The organism is Salinisphaera sp. C84B14 (genome assembly GCF_040361435.1).
Taxonomy (GTDB): Bacteria; Pseudomonadota; Gammaproteobacteria; order Nevskiales; family Salinisphaeraceae; genus Salinisphaera.
Genome location: NZ_APNL01000021.1, coordinates 1 through 22,486 on the forward strand (window position 1 = coordinate 1; position 22,486 = coordinate 22,486).

Consider the following 22,486-nt stretch of genomic DNA (forward strand, 5'->3'; position numbering starts at 1 on the left):
CCTAGCGACCGCTTCGTATTCGAGGGCTTTCTGCCGTCCAAGGCCACCGCCCGCCGCAGCCGTCTGGCAGAGCTGGCCGAGGAAAACCGTACGCTCATCTTCTATGAGTCGAGTCATCGCATCGAACGCTGCGTGCGTGATATGTGCGATGTGCTCGGCGCCGGGCGGCGGATCGGCCTGTGCCGCGAACTCAGCAAGCTGCACGAACAGAGTGTGGTGCTCGAAGCCGGGGCGCTCGGCGACTGGCTCGCCGCGGACGACAACCGCCGTCGCGGTGAATTCGTGCTGGTGGTGGCAGGGTCGACCGAGGCGAGCGGCGAGCGGGGCGAAATCGACCTGGATGCGTTGCTCGGCGAGCTGCTGGCGTTGACCGGCACCAAGCAGGCGGCCAAGGCCGCGGCCCGTCTGACCGGGCGCGCGACCAACGAGATTTATGCCCGGGCGCTGGAGCTTGCCGCTGCCGATTGATGCACCGCAGCGTAGCCACGGGTGATAGAATCCGTGCTCGGAGTCGGCCACGCAATCGCGGTGCCCGACAAGGGCACGGAGGAAAGTCCGGGCTCCACAGGGCAGGATGCCAGGTAACGCCTGGGAGGCGTGAGCCTACGGAAAGTGCAACAGAGAGTAGACCGCCTATGGCTCGTTTTCGAGCCAGGTAAGGGTGAAAGGGTGCGGTAAGAGCGCACCGCGCGTCCGGCAACGGTTCGCGGCACGGTAAACCCCATCCGGAGCAAGACCAAATAGGAGGACGACGTGCGGCCCGCACAGTCCTCGGGTAGGTCGCATGAGACATGCGGTGACGCATGTCCCAGATGAATGATTGCGCACGACAGAACCCGGCTTATCGGCCGACTCCGACCCTCTTGTTACGCCGAACGGCCGCTCTGGCCGACTTCTGCTCGCGTCTGCGTGGGCGAGCGCCCCACCTGCGCAAACCATGCGCCGGTTTTGGCGCCACGCGATTCGGTCGCCGCCAGCAATTTGCGCGAATGAAGGCTTTGCAGCGGGCGCCGGCTTACAAAGTCGTCGAGCTAAAACCGCTAAAACCCTAAAAAACAAAACAAAATGGCAGCGTCCTTTTTCATCGTAAATTGGGCTGTGAAGGCTTCAGAAATCACTGTTTTGCTGGGTTTTTTTACCTCCCGTCGTTTGCTTGACACCCGAAAGCGGCACTGCCTATAGTGGTGGCGTGGGGTAGGAAGTGGGGCAAAGTGGTACAACGGCAGAAATGAGGCCGCAGCGTGTTCAAGGGGTCGCATCCGGTCACCATCGATGCCAAGGGTCGTATTGCGATCCCGGCGTCGTATCGCCAGTCGTTGGTTGACGACTGTGCGGGCCGGCTCGTCGTGACCCAGCACTGGGATGGCTGCCTGCTGATCTACCCGTTGTCCGAATTTCAGGCGTTCGAGAAGAAACTGCTGGCCAAAGGCGGGCTCGATCCGAAGGTAAGAAACATCCAGCGTTTTCTGATTGGCAATGCCCGCGACGTCGAGATGGATAAACAGGGTCGGCTGCTGTTGCCGGCCAATCTGCGTGGCTATGCGCATCTGGAATCCAAAGCCGTGCTGTCGGGTATGGGCAATCTTTTCGAGCTGTGGGACGAAGCGACCTATCACGCGCGTTCGGCCGACATCGCCGCCCAGCTGTCCGAAGACGCCGCCAATGGCGAACTGCCCGACGTGCTCATGGATCTGAGCCTGTGACCCTCTCCATTAACCGCCGCATTTCATTCAAGTCATGAGGACCGCTGCTCACATGCCGCAGGCCGAACATCAACCGGTGTTGCTCGACGCCGCCCTGACCGGGCTTGGCGTGCGTGCGCACGGCGTGTACGTGGATGCCACGTTCGGCCGCGGCGGTCATAGTCGGGGCGTGTTGGCCCGGCTGGGCGAGAAGGGTCGGCTGATTGCATTCGATCAGGATCCGGACGCCGAGGCGCATGCCCGGCCGCTGGTCGAGGGCGATGCCCGGTTCAGCTTTGTGCGTAGCTCCTTTGCCGAGCTGGGTGAGCGTATCGCCGCACTCGGCCTCGCCGGGCGCGTTGACGGTGTGTTGTTCGACCTGGGCGTCTCGTCACCCCAGTTCGATGTCGCCGAGCGCGGCTTCTCGTTTCGTCATGCCGGCCCGCTGGACATGCGCATGAATCCCGACGCCGGGCAGCCGCTGTCGACGTGGCTGCATGCCGCAAGCCACGGCGAAATTGCGTCCGTAATCAAGCGCTACGGCGAAGAGCCCATGGCGGGTCGTATCGCGGGGGCGATAGTCGATGCGCGCGCGGCCGGGCCGATTCAGGACACCGGGCGTCTCGCCGCGATCGTGGCCGGGGCGATCCCGGCCCGGGTAGCGGCCGGCAAGCGCATACATCCGGCGACCCGCACTTTTCAGGCGTTTCGCATGTATATCAACGATGAGATCGGTGCGCTCGATCGCGGGCTCGAGAGCGCCTTTGACGTGCTGGCGCCGGGCGGGCGGCTCGCCGTAATCAGCTTTCATTCGCTCGAAGACCGTCGGGTCAAGCGCTTCATTCGCGCCCAGGCACGCCCGGCCCCGCCGCCGGTGCCGATGGCGCCGGTCGTCGAACCGGCCTTGAGCGAAATCGGCAAGCCGGTACGCGCCGACGCGGCCGAGCTTGCCGTCAACGCCCGTGCGCGTAGCGCCATCCTGCGGGTGGCTGAACGTACCGCGGCAGCGAAGGTGACGACGTGAGTCGGCCCGTGCTTACCATCATCGGCCTGTCGTTGACCATTCTGGTGAGCGCGGTGGCCGTCGTGCAGGCCAAGCACAAAACGCGTGAAATGGCGCACCAGCTGCAGGTCGAACGCGTCGAGCGCGACAAGCTCTCCACCGAATGGGCCCAGCTGCAGCTTGAAGAGAGCGCCTGGGCGAACCCTGATCGCGTGGCCCAGGTGGCCCGTCGCGAGCTGGGCATGGTGCAGCCGCGTCAATACGTGGTGCTGGAGTCGCAGCGATGAGCCGCCACGACCATCAACGCAACAGCCAGCGACCCAAACGCAACCAAACGCCGCCTCCTCCGGGCTGGCGCGGCTGGTTTGTGCTGACATTGTTCGTGGGCTTTGCCGTGGTGCTGGCCGGTCGGGCGTTCGATTTGCAGGTGCTCGATCAGGCGTTCCTGACCAAGGAAGGCGACAAGCGTCATCTGCGCAGCGTCTCGGTGCCGGCCGGTCGCGGCGTGATCAAGGATCGCAACGGCGAGCCGCTGGCGCTTTCGGCGCCGACCGAATCCGTCTGGGCGGTGCCCGGCGCCGTGCTCGAGGCGCCGGACAAGATCGCGCCGCTCGCGCATGAGTTGAATATTCCCGTTTCCGAGCTGCGCAGCCGTCTGGAAAGCTACAAAGGGCGCCAGTTCTTGTACCTGCGTCGCCAGCTCGCACCGACCGATGCACGTGCGGTAATGGCAGTCGACGCACCGGGCGTGTTCCTGCAGCGCGAGTACAAGCGCTACTACCCGGCCGGCGAGGCTGCCGCCCAGATCGTGGGCATGACCAATATCGACGGCCGCGGTCAGGAAGGCCTCGAGCTCAACCGCGACGATTATCTGCACGGTGAGCCGGGCAGTCGGCGCGTGGTCAAGGACCGGGTCGGCCGTGTGGTCGAGGATCTGGCCGAATTCCAGCCGCCTCAGGCAGGTCATGACCTGCGTCTGACCATCGATTCGCGCATGCAGTACATGGCCTACCGTCACATCAAGGCGGCCGTGGTCAAGAACGATGCGAAGGGCGGTATGGTGGTCATGCTCGATCCCACCACCGGCGAGCTGCGCGCGGTGGCGTCCTATCCGAGCTTCAACCCCAACGATCGCGACTCCATCGATCCGTCCGGCGTGCGAGCGCGCGCGGCCACCGACGTCATGGAGCCCGGTTCAACGGTCAAACCACTGCTGCTGGCCAAGGCGCTGGATAGTGGTTTGTTCGACACCGACGACGTGATTCATACCAAGGGCTGGTTCATGGTCGGCCGGCTCACGGTCAAGGACTTTCGCAACTACGGCGACGTCGATTTCGCCAAGATCCTGCAGAAATCCAGCAACGTGGGCGCTGCGCATGTGGGCCTGAAGATGGGCGCTGAAGGCGTCTGGCGTGCCTATAACGACTTCGGCTTCGGCGATATCACCGGCAGCGGCTTTCCCGGCGAGCGGTTCGGCGTGCTCAAGGATTTCTACGAGTGGAATAACGTCGAAACGGCCACGGCCTCCTATGGCTATGGCCTGGCCGTGACCGCCTTTCAGCTCATCCGCGCCTATGGCGCCATCGCCGACGACGGCATGTTGCGCAGCCTGCGCCTGATCGAAGGCGAGGGCGCCGACATGCATGCCCCGCCCAAGCGCGTGCTCAAGGCCAAAACCGCGCGCACGATGCGCCACCTTCTGGAGGGTGTGATCACCCCGGCCGGCACGGCCACGAAGGCGGCAATTCCGGGCTACCGCGTGGCCGGCAAGACGGGTACGGCCCGCAAGGCCGGTACCGGCGGCTATAACGCCGACCGTCATCAGGCCCTGTTCGTGGGCATGGCGCCGGCCGAAAAGCCGGCGCTGGTGACGCTGGTCATGCTCGACGAGCCGAAGAAGGATGCCTATTACGGCGGCGCCGTTGCCGCGCCCGTGTTTGCGGCCGTCATGCGCGATGCGCTGCGCCTGCTTCGGGTGCCGCCGGACGACCCGGGCGTATTGACCGCCTCGGCGGAAACACGATCCAACGGAGCCGGCACATGAACGGGCTGGCACCGGTAAGCAATAAAGCACGGCCCCTGGCCAGCCTCCTCGACGGGCTGGCCTGCGACGTTCCGGGCGTGGATATCGCCGGGGTGGCGATCGACAGCCGCCGGGTGAAGCCCGGCTCGCTATTTCTGGCCTATCGCGGAACGCAAAGCCATGGGCTCGATCATGTCGAAGCCGCCGTTGCCGCAGGCGCGGTCGCGGTGGCCTGGGACGACGCGCATCCGCCCGCGTTGGATGTGCCGAGCGTACGCGTCGAGGCGCTTGCCAGCCGCGCGAGTCGGATCGCCGGGCGTTTCTATGACGAGCCCTCGCAGAAGCTGTTCGTGGCCGGGGTGACCGGCACCGACGGCAAGACATCCTGTGCATGGCTGCTGTCGCAGGCGCTCGAGCTTCTCGGCGCGCGCTGCGGCTATATCGGCACGCTGGGCTTCGGTTTTGCCGACGATCTGGCCGAGGCCACGCATACCACGCCCGATCCGGTGGCCGTTCAGGACTGGCTGGCCCGACTGGCCGCCGCCGATGCCAGCGCCGTGGCCTTCGAGGTGTCCTCGCATGCGCTCGATCAGCATCGCGTTGACGGCGTGGCGTTCGACGTGGCGGTGCTCACCCAGCTCGGCCGCGACCATCTGGATTATCACGCGAGCCTCGAAGCCTACGCCGCGGCCAAGCAGCGGCTGTTCGCTTTCGACGGGCTGAGCAGCGCGGTGCTCAACGGCGACGACGCCTACGGCCGCGAGTGGCTGGCTGCGCTGGCCGCCGACGTCACGCCGATTGCTTACGGCTGCGGCGATATGGCCGCCCTGGCCGACAACTACGTGCGTATCGAGTCTGTTGCCACCCGCGTGGACGGCCTGTCGCTGACCCTGGATACAAGCTGGGGACGCGCCGTTATCGACAGCGTGCTGGTGGGGCGTTTCAACGCCATGAATCTGGCCGCGGTGCTGGCCGTGCTGCTGGCGCGCGGCGTCGATTTCGACGCGGCGACGGCGGTGCTCGCCCAGCTGACCACCGTGCCCGGGCGCATGCAGCGGGTGGATACCCGCGACGACCAGCCCATGGTGGTGGTCGACTATGCCCATACCCCGGGGGCGCTCGCCCATGCGATTGCCGCGGTGCGCGAGCATGCGGCCGCACGCGTGCTGTGTGTATTCGGCTGCGGCGGCGACCGCGATGCCGGCAAGCGCCCGCTCATGGGCGCGGCCGCCGAGGCCGCCGATGCGGTATGGCTCACCGACGACAATCCGCGCAGCGAATCGCCGGCGGCGATCGTGGCCGCGATCAGCGCCGGCATGCAGGGCAATACCCCCGTGACGATCGAACACGACCGCGCCGCCGCGATTGCGGATGCCATCCATGCCGCCCGGCCGGGCGATGTGGTCTTGATTGCCGGCAAGGGTCACGAAACCACCCAGCAGATCGGCGCCACGCGACGGATCTTCGACGACCGTCTGGCCGCCCACGACGCGCTGGAGGCGCTATGAACGGTCGCCTGTCGGAACTGGCACACACGTTGAACGCAAGCCTGCACGGCCGCGACGCCGACTATGCGGGCGCAAGCATCGATACGCGTCGGCTCGAGCGCAACGCGCTGTTCTTTGCCTTGCCGGGCGCGCGCGTCGACGGGCACGACTTCGTCGGCCGGGCGGCGAGCCTGGGCGCGGCCGCCGCAGTGGTGGCACGCGTCGTGGATTCGCCGCTGCCGCAGCTGGTGGTTGCCGACGTGGAACAGGCGTTGCAGCAGGCCGGTGCGGCTTCGCGGCGGGCGTTCGACGGCACCGTGATCGGTGTGACCGGCAGCAACGGCAAGACCACGGTCAAGCAGATGCTGGCCGCCATTCTGGCCGAAGCCGGCTCGGTACTCGCCACCGAAGGCAACCTGAATAACCACCTGGGCGTGCCGATCACGCTCATGCGGCTCAACGACAGCGTCAAGCGTGCGGTTGTCGAAATGGGCGCCTCGCATGCCGGCGAGATCGCCATGCTCGCCGAGCTGGCCCGTCCGCAGGTGGGCGTGGTCACCAATGCGGGTATGGCCCATATCGAAGGCTTCGGCAGTCGCGAAGGCGTGGCCCGGGCCAAGGGCGAAATGTTCGCCGGCCTCGACGCCGACGGCGTTGCCGTAATCAACGGCGACGACGATTTCGCGCCGCTCTGGCAAGAGCTGGCCGGGGCGCGTCGGCGGCTGGTCTTTGCCCGTCACGCACGGGCCGAAGCCGACGTGTTCGCCAGCGATATCGAACTGGGCGCCGATCACAGCCGTTTCACGCTGCATACGCCGACGGGCGCGGCCGATGTCGTACTGCCGCTGGCGGGCGCGCATAACATCAGCAACGCGCTGGCCGCAGCGGCCGCAGCCTGCGCCATTGAACTGGACGCCGACCTTATCGCTCGCGCACTGGGGGCAATGAAGGGTGTCGGCGGCCGCCTGGCGATCGTCGCCGGCCGTCATGGTGCCCGCCTGATCGACGACAGCTACAACGCCAATCCCAATTCTCTCGCCGCCGCGCTGGGCTGGCTGGCCCAGCAGCGCGGTGCGCGCTGGGCCGCGCTCGGCGATATGGCCGAGCTTGGCGAGCAGGCCGAACAGGCCCACCGCGATGCCGGCCGGGCCGCCCGCGAATCGGGCATAGAGCGGCTTTGGGTCACGGGTGAGCTCAGCCGGCTCACGGCCGAGGCCTTCGGTCCCGGCGCACAGTGGTTCTCCAATCACGGCGAGCTGATCGCGGCACTCGAAACCGCGTTGTCGGTACGCCAGAGCGAAACCACGCTGCTGATCAAGGGCTCGCGCAGCGCGCGCATGGATCGCGTGGCCGACGCGCTTGCCCTGCAGGCGCCTGCCAAGGCGGGGGTGTCATGCTGACTTTTCTTGCCGACTGGCTTGAGCCGTTGCACAGCGGCTTTCGGGTATTCCAGTTCATCACCCTGCGCGCGATTCTCGGCGTGCTCACGGCGATGGTGTTTTCGTTCGTGTTCGGCCCGATGATGATCCGCAAGCTGACCTTTCATCAGATCGGCCAGCATGTGCGCGATGACGGTCCGCAGAGTCATCTGGTGAAAGCCGGTACGCCCACCATGGGCGGCACCCTCATCATCGCCGCGGTCTTGGTGGCCACCTTGCTGTGGGGCGATCTGAGCAACCGCTGGGTGTGGCTGGTGATGCTGGTCACGGCCGCATTCGGGGTGATCGGTTTTCTCGACGACTATCGCAAGCTCAAGTTCGGCAACAGCAAGGGGCTCTCGGCCAAGGCCAAATACAGCGCCCAGACTCTCGTGGGCCTGGCCGCCGGGCTGTGGCTGTATCTGGGTGCGACGAGCGTAGCCGAAACCAGCGTGCTCATACCCATGCTCAAGGACGTGTCGGTGCCGCTGGGCGCCGGTTATATCCTGTGGAGCTATCTGGTGATCGTGGGCTCGAGCAACGCGGTGAACCTCACCGACGGCCTCGACGGGCTGGCGATCATGCCCTGCGTGCTGGTGGCCTCGGCGCTGGCGATCTTCGCCTATGTCGCCGGCAACGTGCAGTTTGCCGATTATCTCGGCTTTGCCTATATCGAAGGCGTGGGCGAGCTGTCGATCTTCTGTACCGCGATCGGCGGTGCCGGGTTGGGCTTTCTATGGTTCAACGCCTACCCGGCCCAGGTGTTCATGGGCGACGTGGGCGCGCTCGCGCTGGGCGCGGCTCTTGGCGTGGTCGCCGTGGCCGTACGCCAGGAGCTGGTGCTGGTGGTCATGGGCGGCATCTTCGTGGCCGAGACGGTGTCGGTCATCCTGCAGGTGGCCACCTTCAAGCTCACCGGCAAGCGCATGTTCCGCATGGCGCCGCTGCATCATCATTTCGAACTCAAGGGCTGGCCCGAGCCCAAGATCATCGTGCGCTTCTGGATCGTCACGCTGGTGCTGGTCCTGATTGGTTTGTCCACGTTGAAGATCCGATGAGCGGCCTGCGCGAACAACTCGCCGATGCCGCCGTGCTGGTGGTCGGCTGTGGCGTGTCCGGCGTATCGGCCGCACGCTTTGCCAGCGCCTGCGGCGCGCGCGTACGCGTGGTCGACAGCCGCGACGAGCCGCCGGGCGCGCCGGCGCTGTTCGAACATTGCCCCAAGGCGAGCCTGATCGTGGGCGAACTCGATCCCATGCTGCTCGAAGGCATGACCCATATCGTGGTGTCGCCCGGGGTTGACCTGCGCGAGCCGCTGATCGAGGCCGCGCGCGAGCGCGGTCTCGATGTCGTGGGCGATATCGAATGGTTCGCCCAGGTCGTCGATGCGCCGGTGGTCGCGATTACCGGGTCCAACGGCAAGTCCACGGTCACCGCCTGGGTGGGCGAGATCGCGCAGGCCGCAGGCCTGAACTACGCCATGGGCGGCAATTTCGGCACGCCGGCGCTGGATCTGCTCGCCGACGAGATCGAACTCTATGTACTGGAGCTGTCGAGTTTTCAGCTCGAGCTTACGCACCGGCTGGCCGCGCGGGCGGCGACCGTGCTCAACATCAGCGCCGATCATATCGACCGGCATGGCACGGTCGAGCACTACGCTGCGCTCAAGGCGCGTATTTTCGCCGCGGCCGAAGTGGCCGTGACCAATACGGACGATGCCCGCGTAGCGGCCATGCCCACCGGTTCCGCCCGTGCCTTGCGCTTCGGCGCGGCGCCGCAGGCCGACTATCGCCTGCTCGATACGGGCGATGCACGCTATCTCGCCCGCGGCGATCAGCCGTGGCTGGCCTGTGAAGAACTACGCCTGGCCGGACGCCACAACCAGCTCAACGCGCTGGCGGTGTGGGCATTGGCCGAGGCCGCGGGCATCGACCAGGCGGTGATTCGCCGCGGCCTGACGCGTTTTGCCGGCTTGCCGCATCGCTGCGAAACCGTTGCCGAAATTAAGGGCGTGCGCTGGATCAATGATTCCAAGGGCACCAATCCCGGCGCCATGATGGCCTCGCTGGCCGGCATGGATACGCCGGTGCTGTTGCTGGCGGGCGGCCAGGCCAAGGGCGCGGACTTCGCCGAGCTCGGACCGCTGGCCGGCGACAAGGCGCGGGTCGTGATCGTGTTCGGCCAGGATCGCGACACGATTGCGGCGGCGGTCGACGCCTATGTCCCCGTCGAGCGGGTCGATACGTTGCAACAGGCCGTGCGCGCCGCCGCGAACCGCGCCGAGCGCGGCGATACGGTGCTGTTCTCGCCGGGCTGTGCGAGCTTCGATCAGTTCGACAATTACGTGCATCGCGGCGAGAGCTTCGTGGCCGCCGTAGAGGAGCTGGCGGCATGATCCGCGCTTTGCAGAGCATTCAACTGCCGCGGGTACAGCCCGATACGGCGCTTATGGTCGCGCTGGCGCTGATTGGCGGCATCGGTCTGGTCATGGTGGGCTCGGCTTCGGTCGCGGTCGCCGATCGGCTGACCGACGACCCGATGTATTTCTTTTATCGTCAGGCCGTATTCGCAGTGGTGGGGCTGGTGGCCGGCTTTGTCGTGCTGCATGTGCCGATGCGTGTGTGGCAGGCGAATACCTTCACGCTGCTGGGTATCGGGCTGTTGCTGCTGGTGATCGTGCTTATCCCGGGTATCGGTCATGCCGTCAACGGCGCTCGCCGCTGGATCGATCTGGGGCCGTTCTCCATGCAGGCTTCTGAGCCGGCGCGGTTCTGCCTGATCCTGTATGTCGCCGGCTATGCCGCACGCCGCCAGAGCGAGCTTGCCACCAGCTGGGGCGGGCTGTTCCGGCCGATGTTCTTCATGGCACTGGCCAGCTTCCTGCTGCTGATCGAACCCGACTTCGGTGCAGCCGCGGTCATGGTCGCCGTGGCCGCAATGATTCTGTTTCTGGCCGGCGCACGGCTGACCTACCTGCTCGTGCTCGGCACGCTGGCCGGCACCGCGGTGGTGGGTCTGGTGCTGTCGTCGCCGTATCGTCTGGCGCGTCTGCTGAGCTTTTCCGATCCCTGGGCGCATCCCTATGCCAGCGGTTTTCAGCTCACCCAGTCGTTGATCGCCATCGGCCGCGGCGAGATCGCCGGCGTCGGCCTGGGCAATTCGGTGCAGAAACTGCTGTATCTGCCGGAAACCCATACCGACTTTCTGTTTGCCGTCTATGCCGAGGAATTCGGCCTGATCGGCACGCTGGTGCTGATCGGCCTGTTCGCCACCGTGGTCTGGCGCGGCTTCGTTATCGCCCGCCGTGCGGTGCTCGCCGAGCAACTGTTCGCCGGCTTCGTGGCCTATGGCATGTCGAGCTGGCTGGTTTTGCAGGCCTTTCTCAATATCGCCGTGAACATGGGGCTGCTGCCGACCAAAGGCCTGACCCTGCCGTTGATGAGCTACGGCGGTTCCAGCCTGGTGATGATGTGCGTGCTCTGTGCGCTGTTGCTGCGTGTGGACATCGAAACGCGCACGCCCGAGAAAGGGGGCGCGCGATGACTACGCCCGCAAGCAAGAGCACCCAGGCGCCGCACGTGCTGATCATGGCCGGTGGCACCGGCGGCCACGTCTTTCCCGCGTTGGCGGTGGCCAAGGCGCTGCGGGCGCACGGCGTGCAGGTGAGCTGGCTGGGCACGGCGGCCGGTATCGAGGCACGTCTGGTGCCGGCCAACGATCTGACCCTGCATACCATCGACGTGGCCGGCCTGCGCGGCAAGGGCACGCTTTCGTGGCTGGCCGCGCCGCTGCGTCTGGCCCGTGCCTGCCTGCAGGCTCTTGCCGTGGTTCGCCGCGTCGCGCCGCAGCTGGTCGTCGGCATGGGCGGATTCGCGGCCGGGCCTGGAGGGCTGGCCGCGCGTCTGACCGGACGGCCGCTGCTTATCCATGAGCAGAACGCGGCCGCCGGTCTGACCAATCGCCTGCTGGCGCGTATGGCCACCACCGTGCTGCAGGCATTTCCGAATACGTTTGCCGGCGACACGGCCCGCAGCGTGGGCAATCCCGTGCGCGCCGAAATTCTGGATCTGCCGGGCCCGGCCGCGCGGTTTGCCGACCGCGATGGCCCGATTAAGCTGCTTGTGCTCGGTGGCAGCGGTGGCGCGCTGGCCATCAACGAGCGCGTGCCGGCGGCACTGGCCCGTATCGATACGAACAAGCGGCCGCAGGTTCGGCATCAGGCCGGGCGCACGCTCGAACAGGCCGAGGCGGCCTACGCGCAGGCCGGCGTCGAGGCCGATGTGAGTGCCTTCATCGACGACATGGCGGCCGCCTATGCCTGGGCCGATGTGGTGATCTGTCGCAGCGGCGCGCTTACCGTGGCAGAACTGGCCGCGGCCGGCGTGGCGGCACTGCTGGTGCCGTATCCGTTTGCGGTCGACGACCACCAGCGCGCCAACGGTCAGTATCTGGTGGACGCGGGGGCGGCGACCCTTATCGACCAGTCCGAACTGAGCGTCGAGCGCCTTGCCGAAGAGATCGAGCGCCTGTGCGCCGATCGCAACGCGCTGCGCGAACGCGCCGAGGCTGCCCGGCGCGTCGCCTGGCCGCATGCCACCGACGATATCGTCACCGCCTGCTTCGACACCATGGAGGCCGCATGATTGCCCCCCAGGGACGTAGCCCCAACGGCGATTTCCAGCCGCTGGCCGAGCGGCCGATGCGGCGCGTGCGTACCGTGCATATGGTGGGCATCGGCGGCGTCGGCATGGCCGGTATCGCCAGCGTGCTGCTCAACCTCGGCTATGCCGTGACCGGCAGCGATATCAAGGATGGGGTGACCACGCAGGCGCTGGCGGCCCAGGGCGCGAAGATCTTCATCGGCCATGCCGCCGAGAACGTTGAAGGCGCCGACGTGGTGGTCGTTTCAACCGCGGTGTCCGAGGACAATCCGGAGGTCGCCACCGCGCACGAACGGCTCGTGCCAGTGGTGCGTCGTGCCGAAATGCTCGCCGAACTGATGCGTTTTCGCTATGGCATCGCCGTGGCCGGCACCCATGGCAAGACCACGACCACGAGTCTGGTTGCCGCACTGCTGGCCGGCGGCGGGCTGGACCCGACCTTCATCGTCGGCGGCAAGGTGCTGGGCGCCAACAGCAACGCACGCCTGGGCGAGGGTCCGTATCTGGTTGCCGAGGCCGACGAGTCCGACGCGAGCTTTCTGTTTCTGACCCCGATGATGGCGATCGTTACCAATATCGATGCCGACCATCTGGAAACCTATGGCGGCGAGTTCTCGCGCCTGACCGAAACCTTCGTGGAATTCCTGCATCACCTGCCGTTCTATGGCCTGGCCGTGCTCTGTGCCGACGACCCGGTGGTGCGTTCGATTCTGGCCGATGTGGGCCGCCCGATCGTGACCTACGGCATCGACCACGATGCCGACATCATGGCCGAGGATCTGGCCTTCGACGGCACCGGCACGCGCTTCACGCTGCGCCGTAACGGCGAGCCGGGCCATGCCGTGCATCTCAACCTGCCGGGCAAGCACAACGTGCTTAACGCCCTGGCCGCCGCCGCGGTGGCGCACGAACTGGGTGTGGACATGGCCGCGATCGGCCAGGCGCTGTCCCAGTTCGCCGGTATCGGCCGTCGCTGCGAAGTCCATGGCGAGATCGTGCTCGCCGGCCAGCGCGTGCTGCTGGTCGACGACTACGGCCATCATCCGCGCGAGCTGGTGAGCATCATCAGCGCCGCGCGCAACGCCTGGCCCGATCGGCGGCTGGTGGTGGTATTCCAGCCGCACCGTTTTTCGCGCACCCGCGATCTGTTCGACGACTTCTGCCAGGTGCTGGCAGAACTGAACGTACTCGTGCTCTGCGAAGTCTATGCCGCGGGCGAACATCCGATCGCCGGCGCCGACGGCCGCGCGCTGGCACGCGGCGTGCGTGCGCGCGGCAAGGTCGACCCGGTATTCGTCGACGACGTGCAGCGCCTGAGCGACGTGCTCAGCGGGGTGGTGCGCGACGGCGACGTACTGCTCACTCTCGGCGCCGGCGATATCGGCGCGGTGGCCCAGCAGATGGCTCGCACATTTAAGGAAGCAACGACATGAACAGCCCGCGTATTACCGATGCAAGCGCGTTTGGCCGTGTTGCCGTTCTCATGGGCGGCTGGTCGGCCGAGCGCGCCGTATCTTTGGATTCTGGCGCAGCGGTGGGTGCCGCCCTGGAACGCCGCGGCGTGGATGTCACGATCATCGACGTCGACCAGCGGCGCGTGCTCGGTCTGGCTGAGGAAGGCTTCGACCGCGTGTGGCTGGCATTGCATGGCCGCGGCGGCGAAGACGGCCTGGTCCAGGGCGCGCTCGAGCTGCAAGGGCTGCCTTATACGGGCAGCGGCGTGCTGGCCAGTGCCTTGTCTATGGACAAGGTGCGCACGAAAGCGCTGTGGGCCGCGCAGGGTATCCCGACGCCGGCCCATCGGCTGCTGGATTCCCGCACCGATTCGCAGGCCGTGGTCGACGCGCTCGGGCTGCCGCTGATCGTCAAGCCGGTGCATGAAGGCTCAACCATCGGCATCAGCAAGGTCGAGCGCATCGAGGATCTGGATGCCGCGCGCGCCGCGGCCGCGAAATACGATCGCGAGGTGATGGCCGAGCAGTTCGTGGCCGGGCCCGAATACACGGCATCGATTCTGGATGGGCGCGCCTTGCCGCTGATTCATATCGAGCCGTCCAGCGGTTTCTACGACTACGAAGCGAAGTACGTCGCCAACGACACCCTTTATCACTGCCCCTGCGATCTCGAACAGGGCCGCGAGGCCGAGCTGCAGCGCCTGGCGCTGCGTGCTTTCGAGATCACCGGGGCGCGCGGCTGGGGGCGCGTCGACTTCATGCTCGATGCGGCCGGCCAGCCGTGGTTTCTGGAACTCAACGCCATTCCCGGCATGACTTCGCATTCGCTTGTGCCGATGGCGGCGCGCGCCGCAGGAATGGATTTCGACGAACTGGTGTGGCGCATTCTTGCCGCCACGCTGAACACGGCTAATCAGGAGAAAGACAATGAACTGGCGTGAACCCAAGCGCTGGCGGGACGCCCTGGTGGGCGCAGGTTTGCTGCTGGGTGTGGCAGCCTGTACCTGGCAGGGGATCAAGCCGGAAGGCGAAGCCGCTCGGCACCTGTATATTAGCGGCGACGCGGTGCATGTCAGCGACGATCGGATCGCGGAAATCGCCGCGCCTTACCTGGATGCCTCCTTTTTCGACGTGGATTTGGAGGGATTGCAGGCAAAACTCGGTAATCTGGCATGGTTGCGCGAAGTGAAGGTTTCGCGCCACTGGCCGGATGGTGTGGTCGTCCGGGTAAGCGAGCACGAGCCCGTCGCGCTATGGGGCGAAAACTCCGTGCTCGCGGCAGACGGTCAGGTTTTTACGCCGTCGGCGCAGACACGGCCCGCGGGGCTGGTACAACTCCACGGCCCGGATACGGCGGGCCTGAAGGTCTATAACATGTATCAAAAGCTGGCCGAGACGCTAGCGGCTTCCGACGTCGAGCTGCATAGTCTCGCGTTGGACGCGCGTGGCTCGTGGAGCGCGCAGCTGGCCGATGGGCTCGAGCTGCGCCTGGGCCGCGACGATATCGATGCCCGCGTGCAGCGTTTCGTGCGCTATGCGCTGGGTGATGAGCAGGCGCGCAGCCGTCTGGCCGATGCCGGCTATGTGGATTTGCGCTACAGCGATGGTTTTGCAGTCGGCGGCACGCGTGCCGCGACCGGCAATCAGGAGAAAGGTGATGAGCAAGCGGCCTGACCAGAATCTCGTCGTCGGCCTCGATATCGGCACCTCCAAGGTTGCCTGTATCGTCGCCGAGATCAACGAGGGCAAGCTCGAGATCATCGGTCTGGGTAGTGCGCCGTCGCGCGGCATGAAGAAGGGGATGGTGGTCAATATCGAATCCACCACCGATTCCATTCGTCGCGCGGTCGAAGAAGCCGAGTTGATGGCCGGTTGCCGGATCCAGTCCGTGCACTGCGGAATCTCGGGCGCCCATGTGCGCTCGCTGAATTCGCACGGCATCGTGGCGGTGCGCAACAAGGAAGTCACCGAATCGGATATCGAGCGCGTGATCGATGCCGCCTGCGCGGTCGCGATTCCGGCCGACCAGAAGATCCTGCACGTGCTGCCTCAGGAATTCGCCGTCGACGACAACGAAGGTATCCAGGAGCCGGTCGGCATGTCCGGCGTGCGTCTGGAGGCCAAGGTGCATATCGTCACCGGCGCGGTGACCTCGGCACAGAATATTCAGAAATGCGTCGGCCGTTGCGGCCTGGAAGTCTCCAAGCTGTCGCTCGAACAGCTGGCGTCCAGCTATGCGGTGCTTTCCGACGACGAAAAGGATCTGGGCGTCGCCCTGGTCGATATTGGCGGCGGTACCTCGGATATCGCCGTGTTCGTCAACGGCTCAATTCGGCATACGGCGGTGATCCCGATCGCCGGCGATCAGGTGACCAACGATATCGCGGTCGCGCTGCGTACGCCGACCCAGCATGCCGAGGGCATCAAGATTCGCTATGGCTGTGCCTTGCCGGAACTCATCGAGGACGACGATGCCATTGAAGTACCGAGTGTCGGCGAACGCCCGCCGCGGCGGCTGTCGCGCTATACGCTCGCCGAGGTGATCAAGCCGCGCTACGAAGAGCTGTTCATGCTCATCCACAAGGAACTGGTGCGCTCCGGTTTCGAGGATCTGCTGGCCGGCGGCGTGGTGATCACCGGTGGCTCATCCAAGATGGAAGGGCTCACCGACCTGGCCGAAGAGGTGTTCCATATGTCGGTTCGCCTGGGTACGCCGCAGCGCGTGCAGGGACTTTCGGATGTGGTGAAGAATCCGATCCATGCCACGGGCGTGGGTCTGCTCGAGTTCGGTAACCGTTCCCAGCCGCGGCCGGGAATCGATATTTCCAATAAAGATAATTCGTTTGCGCAGGTCTGGGAGCGGATGAAGGCCTGGTTCCAGGGGAATTTCTAGTTTCGCGTTCGATCAACGTCGGTCAATTGCCGGCAGTCGCCGGCCCGACACAAAAGTTTTTCCGCAAGGAAAAAGCACGGCAACCAAGATAGAGGTGCATCATGCCTGAAGTATTTGAATTTGCAGATCAAAAGACCGATAAGGCCATTATCAAGGTCATCGGCGTCGGCGGTGGCGGCGGCAACACCATCAACCAGATGGTCAACGGCGGCATCGAAGGCGTGGACTTCATCTGTGCCAACACCGATGCCCAGCATCTGGAGCGTTGCGATGCCGATGTGCTCGTACAGCTCGGCATGAACGTCACCCGCGGCCTGGGCGCCGGTGCGGATCCGGCCATCGGCCGTCAGGCCGCCGAAGAGGATCGCGACCGCATTCGTGAATCCATCGAAGGCGCGGATATGCTGTTCATTACCGCCGGCATGGGTGGCGGCACCGGCACCGGCGCGGCGCCGGTCGTGGCCGAGATCGCCCGCGAAATGGGCATTCTCACCCTGGCCGTCGTGACCAAGCCGTTCCCGTTCGAGCGCGGCCGTCGCATGGAAATCGCCAAGCAGGGCATTGAAGAGCTGGGTCGCTATGTCGATTCGCTGATCGTGATCCCGAACGAAAAGCTGCTCACCGCCCTGGGCAAGGCGACCACGCTCAAGAACGCCTTCCAGGCGGCCAACAATGTGCTGCACAACGCGGTGCAGGGCATTTCCGATCTGATTACCCGTCCGGGTGTGATCAACGTCGACTTTGCCGACGTGCGTCGCGTGATGTCGGTGCAGGGTATGGCCATGATGGGCCGTGCGACGGCCGTCGGCGACGACCGTGCCCGCGAAGCCGCAGAAGCCGCGCTGGCCTCGCCGCTGCTGGATGATCTGAGCCTGCACGGCGCCCAGGGCCTGCTGGTCAACGTCTCGGGCGACGAGAACCTGGGCATCCACGAGTTCCAGATCGTAAACGAAGTCATCGCCGATATGGGCGCGGACAACGCCGAAGTCATCGTCGGCATGGCCGAAGATCCGAGCATGGGCGACGAAATCTGCGTAACCGTCGTGGCTACGGGCCTGGGCCGTCAGGCCGAAGAGCGCGAAGCCATTCGTGCCGTCAAGCGTGATGCCGGCGGCCAGATGCGCTACGAGGATCTGGATCGTCCCACGGTGATCCGTAACCGTCCGCAGCAGTCCTCGCGCGAGAACGCCGCGGTCGATATGGATTACTTCGACGTGCCGGCGTTTCTGCGTAACCAGGCCGACTAAAGGCCATGGTTGCAGGGCGTCTGCCGGAGCCGGCCTGCGGGCCGGCGGTAGTCGAAAACATGCCGGTTGGCGGTAGCCGTGCGCTGCCAACCGGCATCCCTGTGTTAATCTAAGCGGCTTTGCGGACCGGGCTTTTTCGGGTTCCGGGCGCGAGCGGTAGCAGGACGCGGCGAGTTAAGGCGAAATTAAGCCACTGTGCATAAAGTATCTGACCGTCAGGTGACGGCTTTATGACATGGCAAGCCGAGCATGACAAACCGCCACAAGGATAAGAACTCGATGCTTAGACAACGCACCTTGAAGAACCCCATCCGGGCGACCGGCGTCGGCTTGCATACCGGCCAGAAGGTTTATATGACCCTGCGCCCGGCACAGGCGGATATGGGCATTGTGTTTCGTCGTACGGACTGCACTCCGGTCAAGGAGTTCCGTGGCGATGCGTTCAAGGTGGGTGATACGACGCTGGCGACCACGCTTGTCGACGACGGCGTGCGCGTTCAGACCGTGGAGCATCTGCTGTCGGCGATGGCGGGTCTGGGCATCGATAACGCGATCGTCGAGCTGTCTTCCGACGAGCTGCCGATCATGGATGGCAGCGCTGGGCCTTTCGTGTTCCTGATCCAGTCGGCCGGCATTCAGGAGCTGGATGCGCCAAAGAAGTTCATCCGTATCAAGCGTTCGGTTCAGGTCACCGACGGCGACAAATGGGCGCGCTTTGACCCGTTCGACGGCTTCAAGGTGAGCTTCTGTATCGACTTCGACCATCCGGCGTTCGATTCCGACACTCAGTCGGCGACCGTCGATTTCTCCACGACCTCGTTCGTTCGTGAAGTCAGCCGTGCGCGGACCTTTGGCTTCATGCGCGATATCGAATTCCTGCGCTCGAACAACCTCGCGCGCGGCGGCAGCATGGATAATGCCGTTGTTCTCGACGACTATCGCGTACTCAACGCCGACGGTCTTCGCTACGACAACGAATTCGTGCGCCACAAGATCCTCGACGCGATCGGCGACCTTTATTTGCTGGGCCATGGCCTGATCGGCAGCTATTCCGGCTACAAGTCGGGGCACGCGCTCAACAACAAGCTGCTGCGCGCGCTGCTGTCGGAAGAAAAAGCCTGGGAAGAGGTCACCTACGAGGATATCGAGGATTCCCCGATTTCCTATATCAACGCCCGCCCCGTCGCGGCTGCGTAGACAAGCGGGCTAGCCGTCGTCGCGGCGCCCGGCTTCGGCCAGGCGCGCGAGCGCGTCGGCGAGCTGTTTGTCGGCGATATAGGACGCGCTGCGGCGCAGATGCGCCCGTGCGGTATCGCTGATCGTGCGCACCGCCTCGGGTGGCGGCGCGGGCGTCAGGTCCGGGCGTACCTTGATTTCGACACCTTCGATATGCAGGCGCATGCGCTGTGCGAGTGCCTGTACGATCGCCGGCTGCATATAGCGTAGCCGGGTCGCCCACCCGGCGTGGGTGACGTGCAGGCGCAGACGATAGCCTTCATAGGCCGCGACGCGTACGTGCGGGCCTGCGGCTTCCGGCAGAATTTCCAGCAGCGACTGGCGCATGCGCTCGAGAAAACGCGCCCGTCCGATCAGATCGGCAATATCCGGGGTCGCTGTATGCAGCAGGGACTGGATTGATTGCGGTGTCGTCCCCATGCTCTTTCCAGGCCGACGCAAACGGATTGTCCAAAGCGTAGCAGCCGTATTCGGCTGTCGTCACTGAAAGGCAGACAAGGCCTGCGGTATCATGCCCGTTTTGCACCGCGCGCGATGTTCGCGGCGCTTCGATCGGGCCAGACGACGAGGGTTCATGAGCAATATTCTGACCAAGCTTCTCGGTAGCCGTAATCAGCGGGTGGTCAAGCGGTTGCACCGCATTGTCGGCGCCGTCAACGCCCTCGAGACCGAATACGAGGCACTCAGCGACGAGCAGCTGCAGGCCAAGACCGAAGAGTTCCGCGCGCGGCTCGAACAGGGCGCGAAGCTCGACGACCTCACCGCCGAGGCGTTCGCCACCGTGCGTGAAGCCGGCAAGCGCGTGCTCGGCATGCGGCATTTCGATGTCCAGCTCGTCGGCGGTCTGGTGCTTCACCAGGGCAAGATCGCCGAGATGAAGACCGGCGAAGGCAAGACGCTGGTCGCGACGCTGACCACGTATCTGAACGCGCTGCCCGCGCAGGGCGTTCACATCATCACGGTCAACGACTATCTGGCCAGCCGCGACGCCGAATGGATGGGCCGTCTTTATCGCTTTCTGGGTCTGACGGTGGGCGTGATCTATTCCGGCCAGGATCCGCAGGGCAAGCGTGCGGCCTATGCCTGCGATATCACCTACGGTACGAACAACGAGTTCGGCTTCGACTATCTGCGCGACAACATGGCGTTCTCGCCGGCCGATCGCGTTCAGCGGCCGCTCCACTACGCCATCATCGACGAAGTCGACTCCATTCTCATCGACGAGGCCCGTACGCCGCTGATCATCTCGGGGCCCACCGACGACGATCCGGAAACCTCGATGCGGGTGGACCGCCTGGTCAAGCACCTCGACGAGCAGACCGAAGAAGACGGCCCCGGCGACTACTCGCCGGAAGAAAAGAACAAGCAGGTCTTTCTGACCGAAGACGGCCACCAGAAGGTGGAGGCGCTGATGCGCGAGGCGGGCCTGCTCGATGCAGAAGAAAGCCTCTACGACGCCAACAACGTCGCGCTCATGCACCACATGAACGCGGCCCTGCGTGCACACGTGCTCTATCAGCGCGATGTGGACTACATCATCGCCGACGGCCAGATCGTGATCGTGGACGAGTTCACCGGCCGTACCATGCCCGGGCGGCGCTGGTCGGATGGCCTGCATCAGGCCATCGAGGCCAAGGAAGGCGTCAAGATTCAGAAAGAGAATCAGACCCTGGCCTCGATCACCTTCCAGAACTTCTTCCGCCTCTACGACAAGCTCTCGGGCATGACCGGCACGGCCGACACCGAAGCCTTCGAGTTTCAGTCGATCTACGGTCTGGAAGTGGTGGTCATACCCACCAACAAGCCGCTGCTGCGCAAGGACCTGCCCGATCAGATCTTCATGACCGGCGCCGAGAAGTTCCAGGCCATTGCCGAGGAAGCCAAGCGTGCCAGCGAAGCCGGCCAGCCGGTGCTCATCGGTACCGCCTCGATCGAAGCCTCCGAGCTGTCCTCGCGGCTGCTGCGCCAGCTCGGCATCCGCCACGAGGTGCTCAACGCCAAGCAGCATGAGCGCGAGGCCGAGATCATTGCCCAGGCCGGGCGTCCCGGCGCGGTCACGATTGCCACCAACATGGCCGGGCGCGGTACCGATATCGTGCTGGGCGGCAATATCCAGGAAGCGCTGGAGGCCATGCAAGACGACCAGGCCGGCCGCCAGCGCCTGCAGGATGAATGGGCCAAGACCCACCAAGCCGTGCTCGAAGCCGGCGGCCTGTACGTGATCGGCTCGGAACGCCACGAATCACGACGCGTGGACAACCAGCTGCGCGGTCGTTCGGGTCGCCAGGGTGACCCGGGCGCGTCGCGCTTCTATCTGTCGCTCGAAGACAGCCTCATGCGTATCTTCACGCCGCCGCGGCTGCGCGCCATGCTGCAGAATCTCGGCCTGGAAAAAGGCGAGGCGATCGAGCACAAGTGGGTCACGCGGGCGATCGAGAACGCGCAGCGCAAGGTCGAATCCCACCATTTCGATATCCGCAAGCAGCTGCTTGAGTACGACAACGTCGCCAACGACCAGCGCCAGGTGGTTTACGAGCAGCGCAACGAGATCATGGACGCCGAGGATGTCGGCGATATCGTTGAAAACATCTGGGACGAGGTCGTCAACGACGTCATCAGCCAGCATATCCCGCCGCAGAGCCTGGAAGAGCAGTGGGATATTCCCGGCCTGGTCGAGGCGATCCAGCGCGATTTCGGCCAGGAACTGCCGATTCAGCAGTGGCTGGACGAAGAGAAGATGCTCGACGAGGAAGGCCTGCGCGAGCGTATTGCCGCGCAGTTGAAGCAGGCCTACGAGGACAAGCGTGAAGAGGCCGGCTCCGACGTGCTGGCCCAGATCGAAAAGGCCGTGCTGCTCCAGGTGCTCGACTCGCTCTGGCGCGAGCATCTGGCGTCCATGGACTACCTGCGCAAGGGCATCCACCTGCGCGGCTATGCCCAGAAGGATCCGAAGAACGAGTACAAGCGTGAAGCCTTCGAGATGTTCAACGACATGCTCACGCGGCTCAAGCACGAAACGGTGACCGTACTCGCCCGCGGCCGGGTTCGTGCCGAGGCCACCGAGGAAGCCCGGGAAGAACGCCGCAAGCAGATGGAAAACCTCGACTTCCAGCATGCGGAAGCGGCCAGCGCGGCCGACCAGGCCGTGGCCGCGGCAGCCGCGGCTCAGCAGCAGCCCGATGGCCAGGCGCCGGACCCCGCCGAACAGGCCGCCCGCGCCAATCTGCCGGGTTCGGATGCGCCGGCCGCACGCGAACCGGGCGACGGCGACCAGCGGCCCGAAACCTTCGTGCGCAACGAACGCAAGATCGGTCGCAACGAGCCCTGTCCCTGCGGCTCGGGCAAGAAGTTCAAGCATTGCCACGGACGAGACTGAAGCGAT

Annotated in this window: 19 protein-coding genes and 1 other RNA gene; 19 read left to right on the top strand and 1 reads right to left on the bottom strand. The window is 65.1% G+C overall.

From position 1 onward, the window contains the following. The 18 genes from C84B14_RS15595 to lpxC all read left to right on the top strand — a co-directional run. Positions 1-468, top strand: a 468-nt coding sequence (locus C84B14_RS15595; protein WP_502949916.1) for an SAM-dependent methyltransferase, incomplete at its 5' end; no start/stop codon positions are given. A gap of 39 nt (positions 469-507) precedes the next feature. Further along, positions 508-860: RNase P RNA component class A (gene rnpB, locus C84B14_RS15600), an RNA gene on the top strand. 381 nt (positions 861-1,241) lie between these two features. Next, positions 1,242-1,703 (top strand): division/cell wall cluster transcriptional repressor MraZ, encoded by a 462-nt coding sequence (gene mraZ, locus C84B14_RS15605; RefSeq protein ID WP_293628447.1) that lies wholly within the window; start codon positions 1,242-1,244, stop codon positions 1,701-1,703. Positions 1,704-1,755: 52 nt separating this feature from the next. Then, positions 1,756-2,706, top strand: a complete 951-nt coding sequence (gene rsmH / locus C84B14_RS15610; RefSeq protein ID WP_353225467.1) for a 16S rRNA (cytosine(1402)-N(4))-methyltransferase RsmH — start codon at positions 1,756-1,758, stop codon at positions 2,704-2,706. Further along, on the top strand, positions 2,703-2,972 hold the full coding sequence (gene ftsL, locus C84B14_RS15615; protein ID WP_348766348.1) for a cell division protein FtsL: 270 nt from the start codon (positions 2,703-2,705) through the stop codon (positions 2,970-2,972). The genes rsmH and ftsL overlap by 4 nt, the downstream gene beginning before the upstream one ends. Then, entirely contained in the window at positions 2,969-4,729 is a 1,761-nt protein-coding gene (locus tag C84B14_RS15620; protein WP_353225469.1) for a peptidoglycan D,D-transpeptidase FtsI family protein, read from the top strand. The genes ftsL and C84B14_RS15620 overlap by 4 nt, the downstream gene beginning before the upstream one ends. Then, positions 4,726-6,216, top strand: a complete 1,491-nt coding sequence (locus C84B14_RS15625; RefSeq protein WP_353225471.1) for a UDP-N-acetylmuramoyl-L-alanyl-D-glutamate--2,6-diaminopimelate ligase — start codon at positions 4,726-4,728, stop codon at positions 6,214-6,216. The genes C84B14_RS15620 and C84B14_RS15625 overlap by 4 nt, the downstream gene beginning before the upstream one ends. Next, positions 6,213-7,595, top strand: a complete 1,383-nt coding sequence (locus tag C84B14_RS15630; protein WP_353225473.1) for a UDP-N-acetylmuramoyl-tripeptide--D-alanyl-D-alanine ligase — start codon at positions 6,213-6,215, stop codon at positions 7,593-7,595. Before C84B14_RS15625 ends, C84B14_RS15630 begins: the two co-directional genes overlap by 4 nt. Then, positions 7,589-8,671, top strand: a complete 1,083-nt coding sequence (gene mraY, locus C84B14_RS15635; RefSeq protein ID WP_353225475.1) for a phospho-N-acetylmuramoyl-pentapeptide-transferase — start codon at positions 7,589-7,591, stop codon at positions 8,669-8,671. The genes C84B14_RS15630 and mraY overlap by 7 nt, the downstream gene beginning before the upstream one ends. After that, positions 8,668-10,008, top strand: a complete 1,341-nt coding sequence (gene murD / locus C84B14_RS15640) for a UDP-N-acetylmuramoyl-L-alanine--D-glutamate ligase (RefSeq protein WP_353225476.1) — start codon at positions 8,668-8,670, stop codon at positions 10,006-10,008. The genes mraY and murD overlap by 4 nt, the downstream gene beginning before the upstream one ends. Next, positions 10,005-11,156, top strand: a complete 1,152-nt coding sequence (ftsW, locus tag C84B14_RS15645) for a putative lipid II flippase FtsW (protein WP_348766342.1) — start codon at positions 10,005-10,007, stop codon at positions 11,154-11,156. Before murD ends, ftsW begins: the two co-directional genes overlap by 4 nt. Continuing rightward, entirely contained in the window at positions 11,153-12,256 is a 1,104-nt protein-coding gene (murG, locus tag C84B14_RS15650) for an undecaprenyldiphospho-muramoylpentapeptide beta-N-acetylglucosaminyltransferase (RefSeq protein ID WP_353225477.1), read from the top strand. Before ftsW ends, murG begins: the two co-directional genes overlap by 4 nt. Beyond that, positions 12,253-13,707, top strand: coding sequence for a UDP-N-acetylmuramate--L-alanine ligase (gene murC, locus C84B14_RS15655; RefSeq protein WP_353225479.1), 1,455 nt, complete (start codon positions 12,253-12,255; stop codon positions 13,705-13,707). The genes murG and murC overlap by 4 nt, the downstream gene beginning before the upstream one ends. Beyond that, on the top strand, positions 13,704-14,669 hold the full coding sequence (locus C84B14_RS15660) for a D-alanine--D-alanine ligase (protein ID WP_353225481.1): 966 nt from the start codon (positions 13,704-13,706) through the stop codon (positions 14,667-14,669). Before murC ends, C84B14_RS15660 begins: the two co-directional genes overlap by 4 nt. Then, positions 14,656-15,402, top strand: coding sequence for a cell division protein FtsQ/DivIB (locus tag C84B14_RS15665; protein WP_353225483.1), 747 nt, complete (start codon positions 14,656-14,658; stop codon positions 15,400-15,402). Before C84B14_RS15660 ends, C84B14_RS15665 begins: the two co-directional genes overlap by 14 nt. Continuing rightward, the gene (ftsA, locus tag C84B14_RS15670) at positions 15,386-16,621 is read left to right on the top strand and encodes a cell division protein FtsA (RefSeq protein WP_348766337.1); all 1,236 of its coding nucleotides are present in this window, start codon (positions 15,386-15,388) and stop codon (positions 16,619-16,621) included. The genes C84B14_RS15665 and ftsA overlap by 17 nt, the downstream gene beginning before the upstream one ends. 101 nt (positions 16,622-16,722) lie before the next feature. Then, positions 16,723-17,868, top strand: a complete 1,146-nt coding sequence (ftsZ, locus tag C84B14_RS15675) for a cell division protein FtsZ (protein ID WP_293628475.1) — start codon at positions 16,723-16,725, stop codon at positions 17,866-17,868. 279 nt (positions 17,869-18,147) lie between these two features. Then, positions 18,148-19,065: a UDP-3-O-acyl-N-acetylglucosamine deacetylase gene (lpxC, locus tag C84B14_RS15680; RefSeq protein ID WP_348766336.1), complete on the top strand. Its 918-nt coding sequence runs from the start codon at positions 18,148-18,150 to the stop codon at positions 19,063-19,065. A gap of 9 nt (positions 19,066-19,074) precedes the next feature. Here lpxC and C84B14_RS15685 read toward each other — a convergent pair whose 3' ends face one another. Next, positions 19,075-19,524 (bottom strand): DUF721 domain-containing protein, encoded by a 450-nt coding sequence (locus C84B14_RS15685; protein ID WP_348766335.1) that lies wholly within the window; start codon positions 19,522-19,524, stop codon positions 19,075-19,077. 154 nt (positions 19,525-19,678) lie between these two features. Here C84B14_RS15685 and secA point away from each other — a divergent pair, with 154 nt between their 5' ends. Further along, positions 19,679-22,480, top strand: a complete 2,802-nt coding sequence (gene secA / locus C84B14_RS15690) for a preprotein translocase subunit SecA (protein ID WP_353225486.1) — start codon at positions 19,679-19,681, stop codon at positions 22,478-22,480. Positions 22,481-22,486: the final 6 nt, after the last annotated feature.

Coding starts and splice junctions, on each gene's coding strand:
- rsmH (WP_353225467.1), top strand. CDS start 1,756: ATGCCGCAGGCCGAACATCAACCGGTGTTGCTCGACGCCGCCCTGACC.
- C84B14_RS15620 (WP_353225469.1), top strand. CDS start 2,969: ATGAGCCGCCACGACCATCAACGCAACAGCCAGCGACCCAAACGCAAC.
- C84B14_RS15625 (WP_353225471.1), top strand. CDS start 4,726: ATGAACGGGCTGGCACCGGTAAGCAATAAAGCACGGCCCCTGGCCAGC.
- C84B14_RS15630 (WP_353225473.1), top strand. CDS start 6,213: ATGAACGGTCGCCTGTCGGAACTGGCACACACGTTGAACGCAAGCCTG.
- mraY (WP_353225475.1), top strand. CDS start 7,589: ATGCTGACTTTTCTTGCCGACTGGCTTGAGCCGTTGCACAGCGGCTTT.
- murD (WP_353225476.1), top strand. CDS start 8,668: ATGAGCGGCCTGCGCGAACAACTCGCCGATGCCGCCGTGCTGGTGGTC.
- ftsW (WP_348766342.1), top strand. CDS start 10,005: ATGATCCGCGCTTTGCAGAGCATTCAACTGCCGCGGGTACAGCCCGAT.
- murG (WP_353225477.1), top strand. CDS start 11,153: ATGACTACGCCCGCAAGCAAGAGCACCCAGGCGCCGCACGTGCTGATC.
- murC (WP_353225479.1), top strand. CDS start 12,253: ATGATTGCCCCCCAGGGACGTAGCCCCAACGGCGATTTCCAGCCGCTG.
- C84B14_RS15660 (WP_353225481.1), top strand. CDS start 13,704: ATGAACAGCCCGCGTATTACCGATGCAAGCGCGTTTGGCCGTGTTGCC.
- C84B14_RS15665 (WP_353225483.1), top strand. CDS start 14,656: ATGAACTGGCGTGAACCCAAGCGCTGGCGGGACGCCCTGGTGGGCGCA.
- ftsA (WP_348766337.1), top strand. CDS start 15,386: ATGAGCAAGCGGCCTGACCAGAATCTCGTCGTCGGCCTCGATATCGGC.
- ftsZ (WP_293628475.1), top strand. CDS start 16,723: ATGCCTGAAGTATTTGAATTTGCAGATCAAAAGACCGATAAGGCCATT.
- lpxC (WP_348766336.1), top strand. CDS start 18,148: ATGCTTAGACAACGCACCTTGAAGAACCCCATCCGGGCGACCGGCGTC.
- C84B14_RS15685 (WP_348766335.1), bottom strand. CDS start 19,524: ATGGGGACGACACCGCAATCAATCCAGTCCCTGCTGCATACAGCGACC.
- secA (WP_353225486.1), top strand. CDS start 19,679: ATGAGCAATATTCTGACCAAGCTTCTCGGTAGCCGTAATCAGCGGGTG.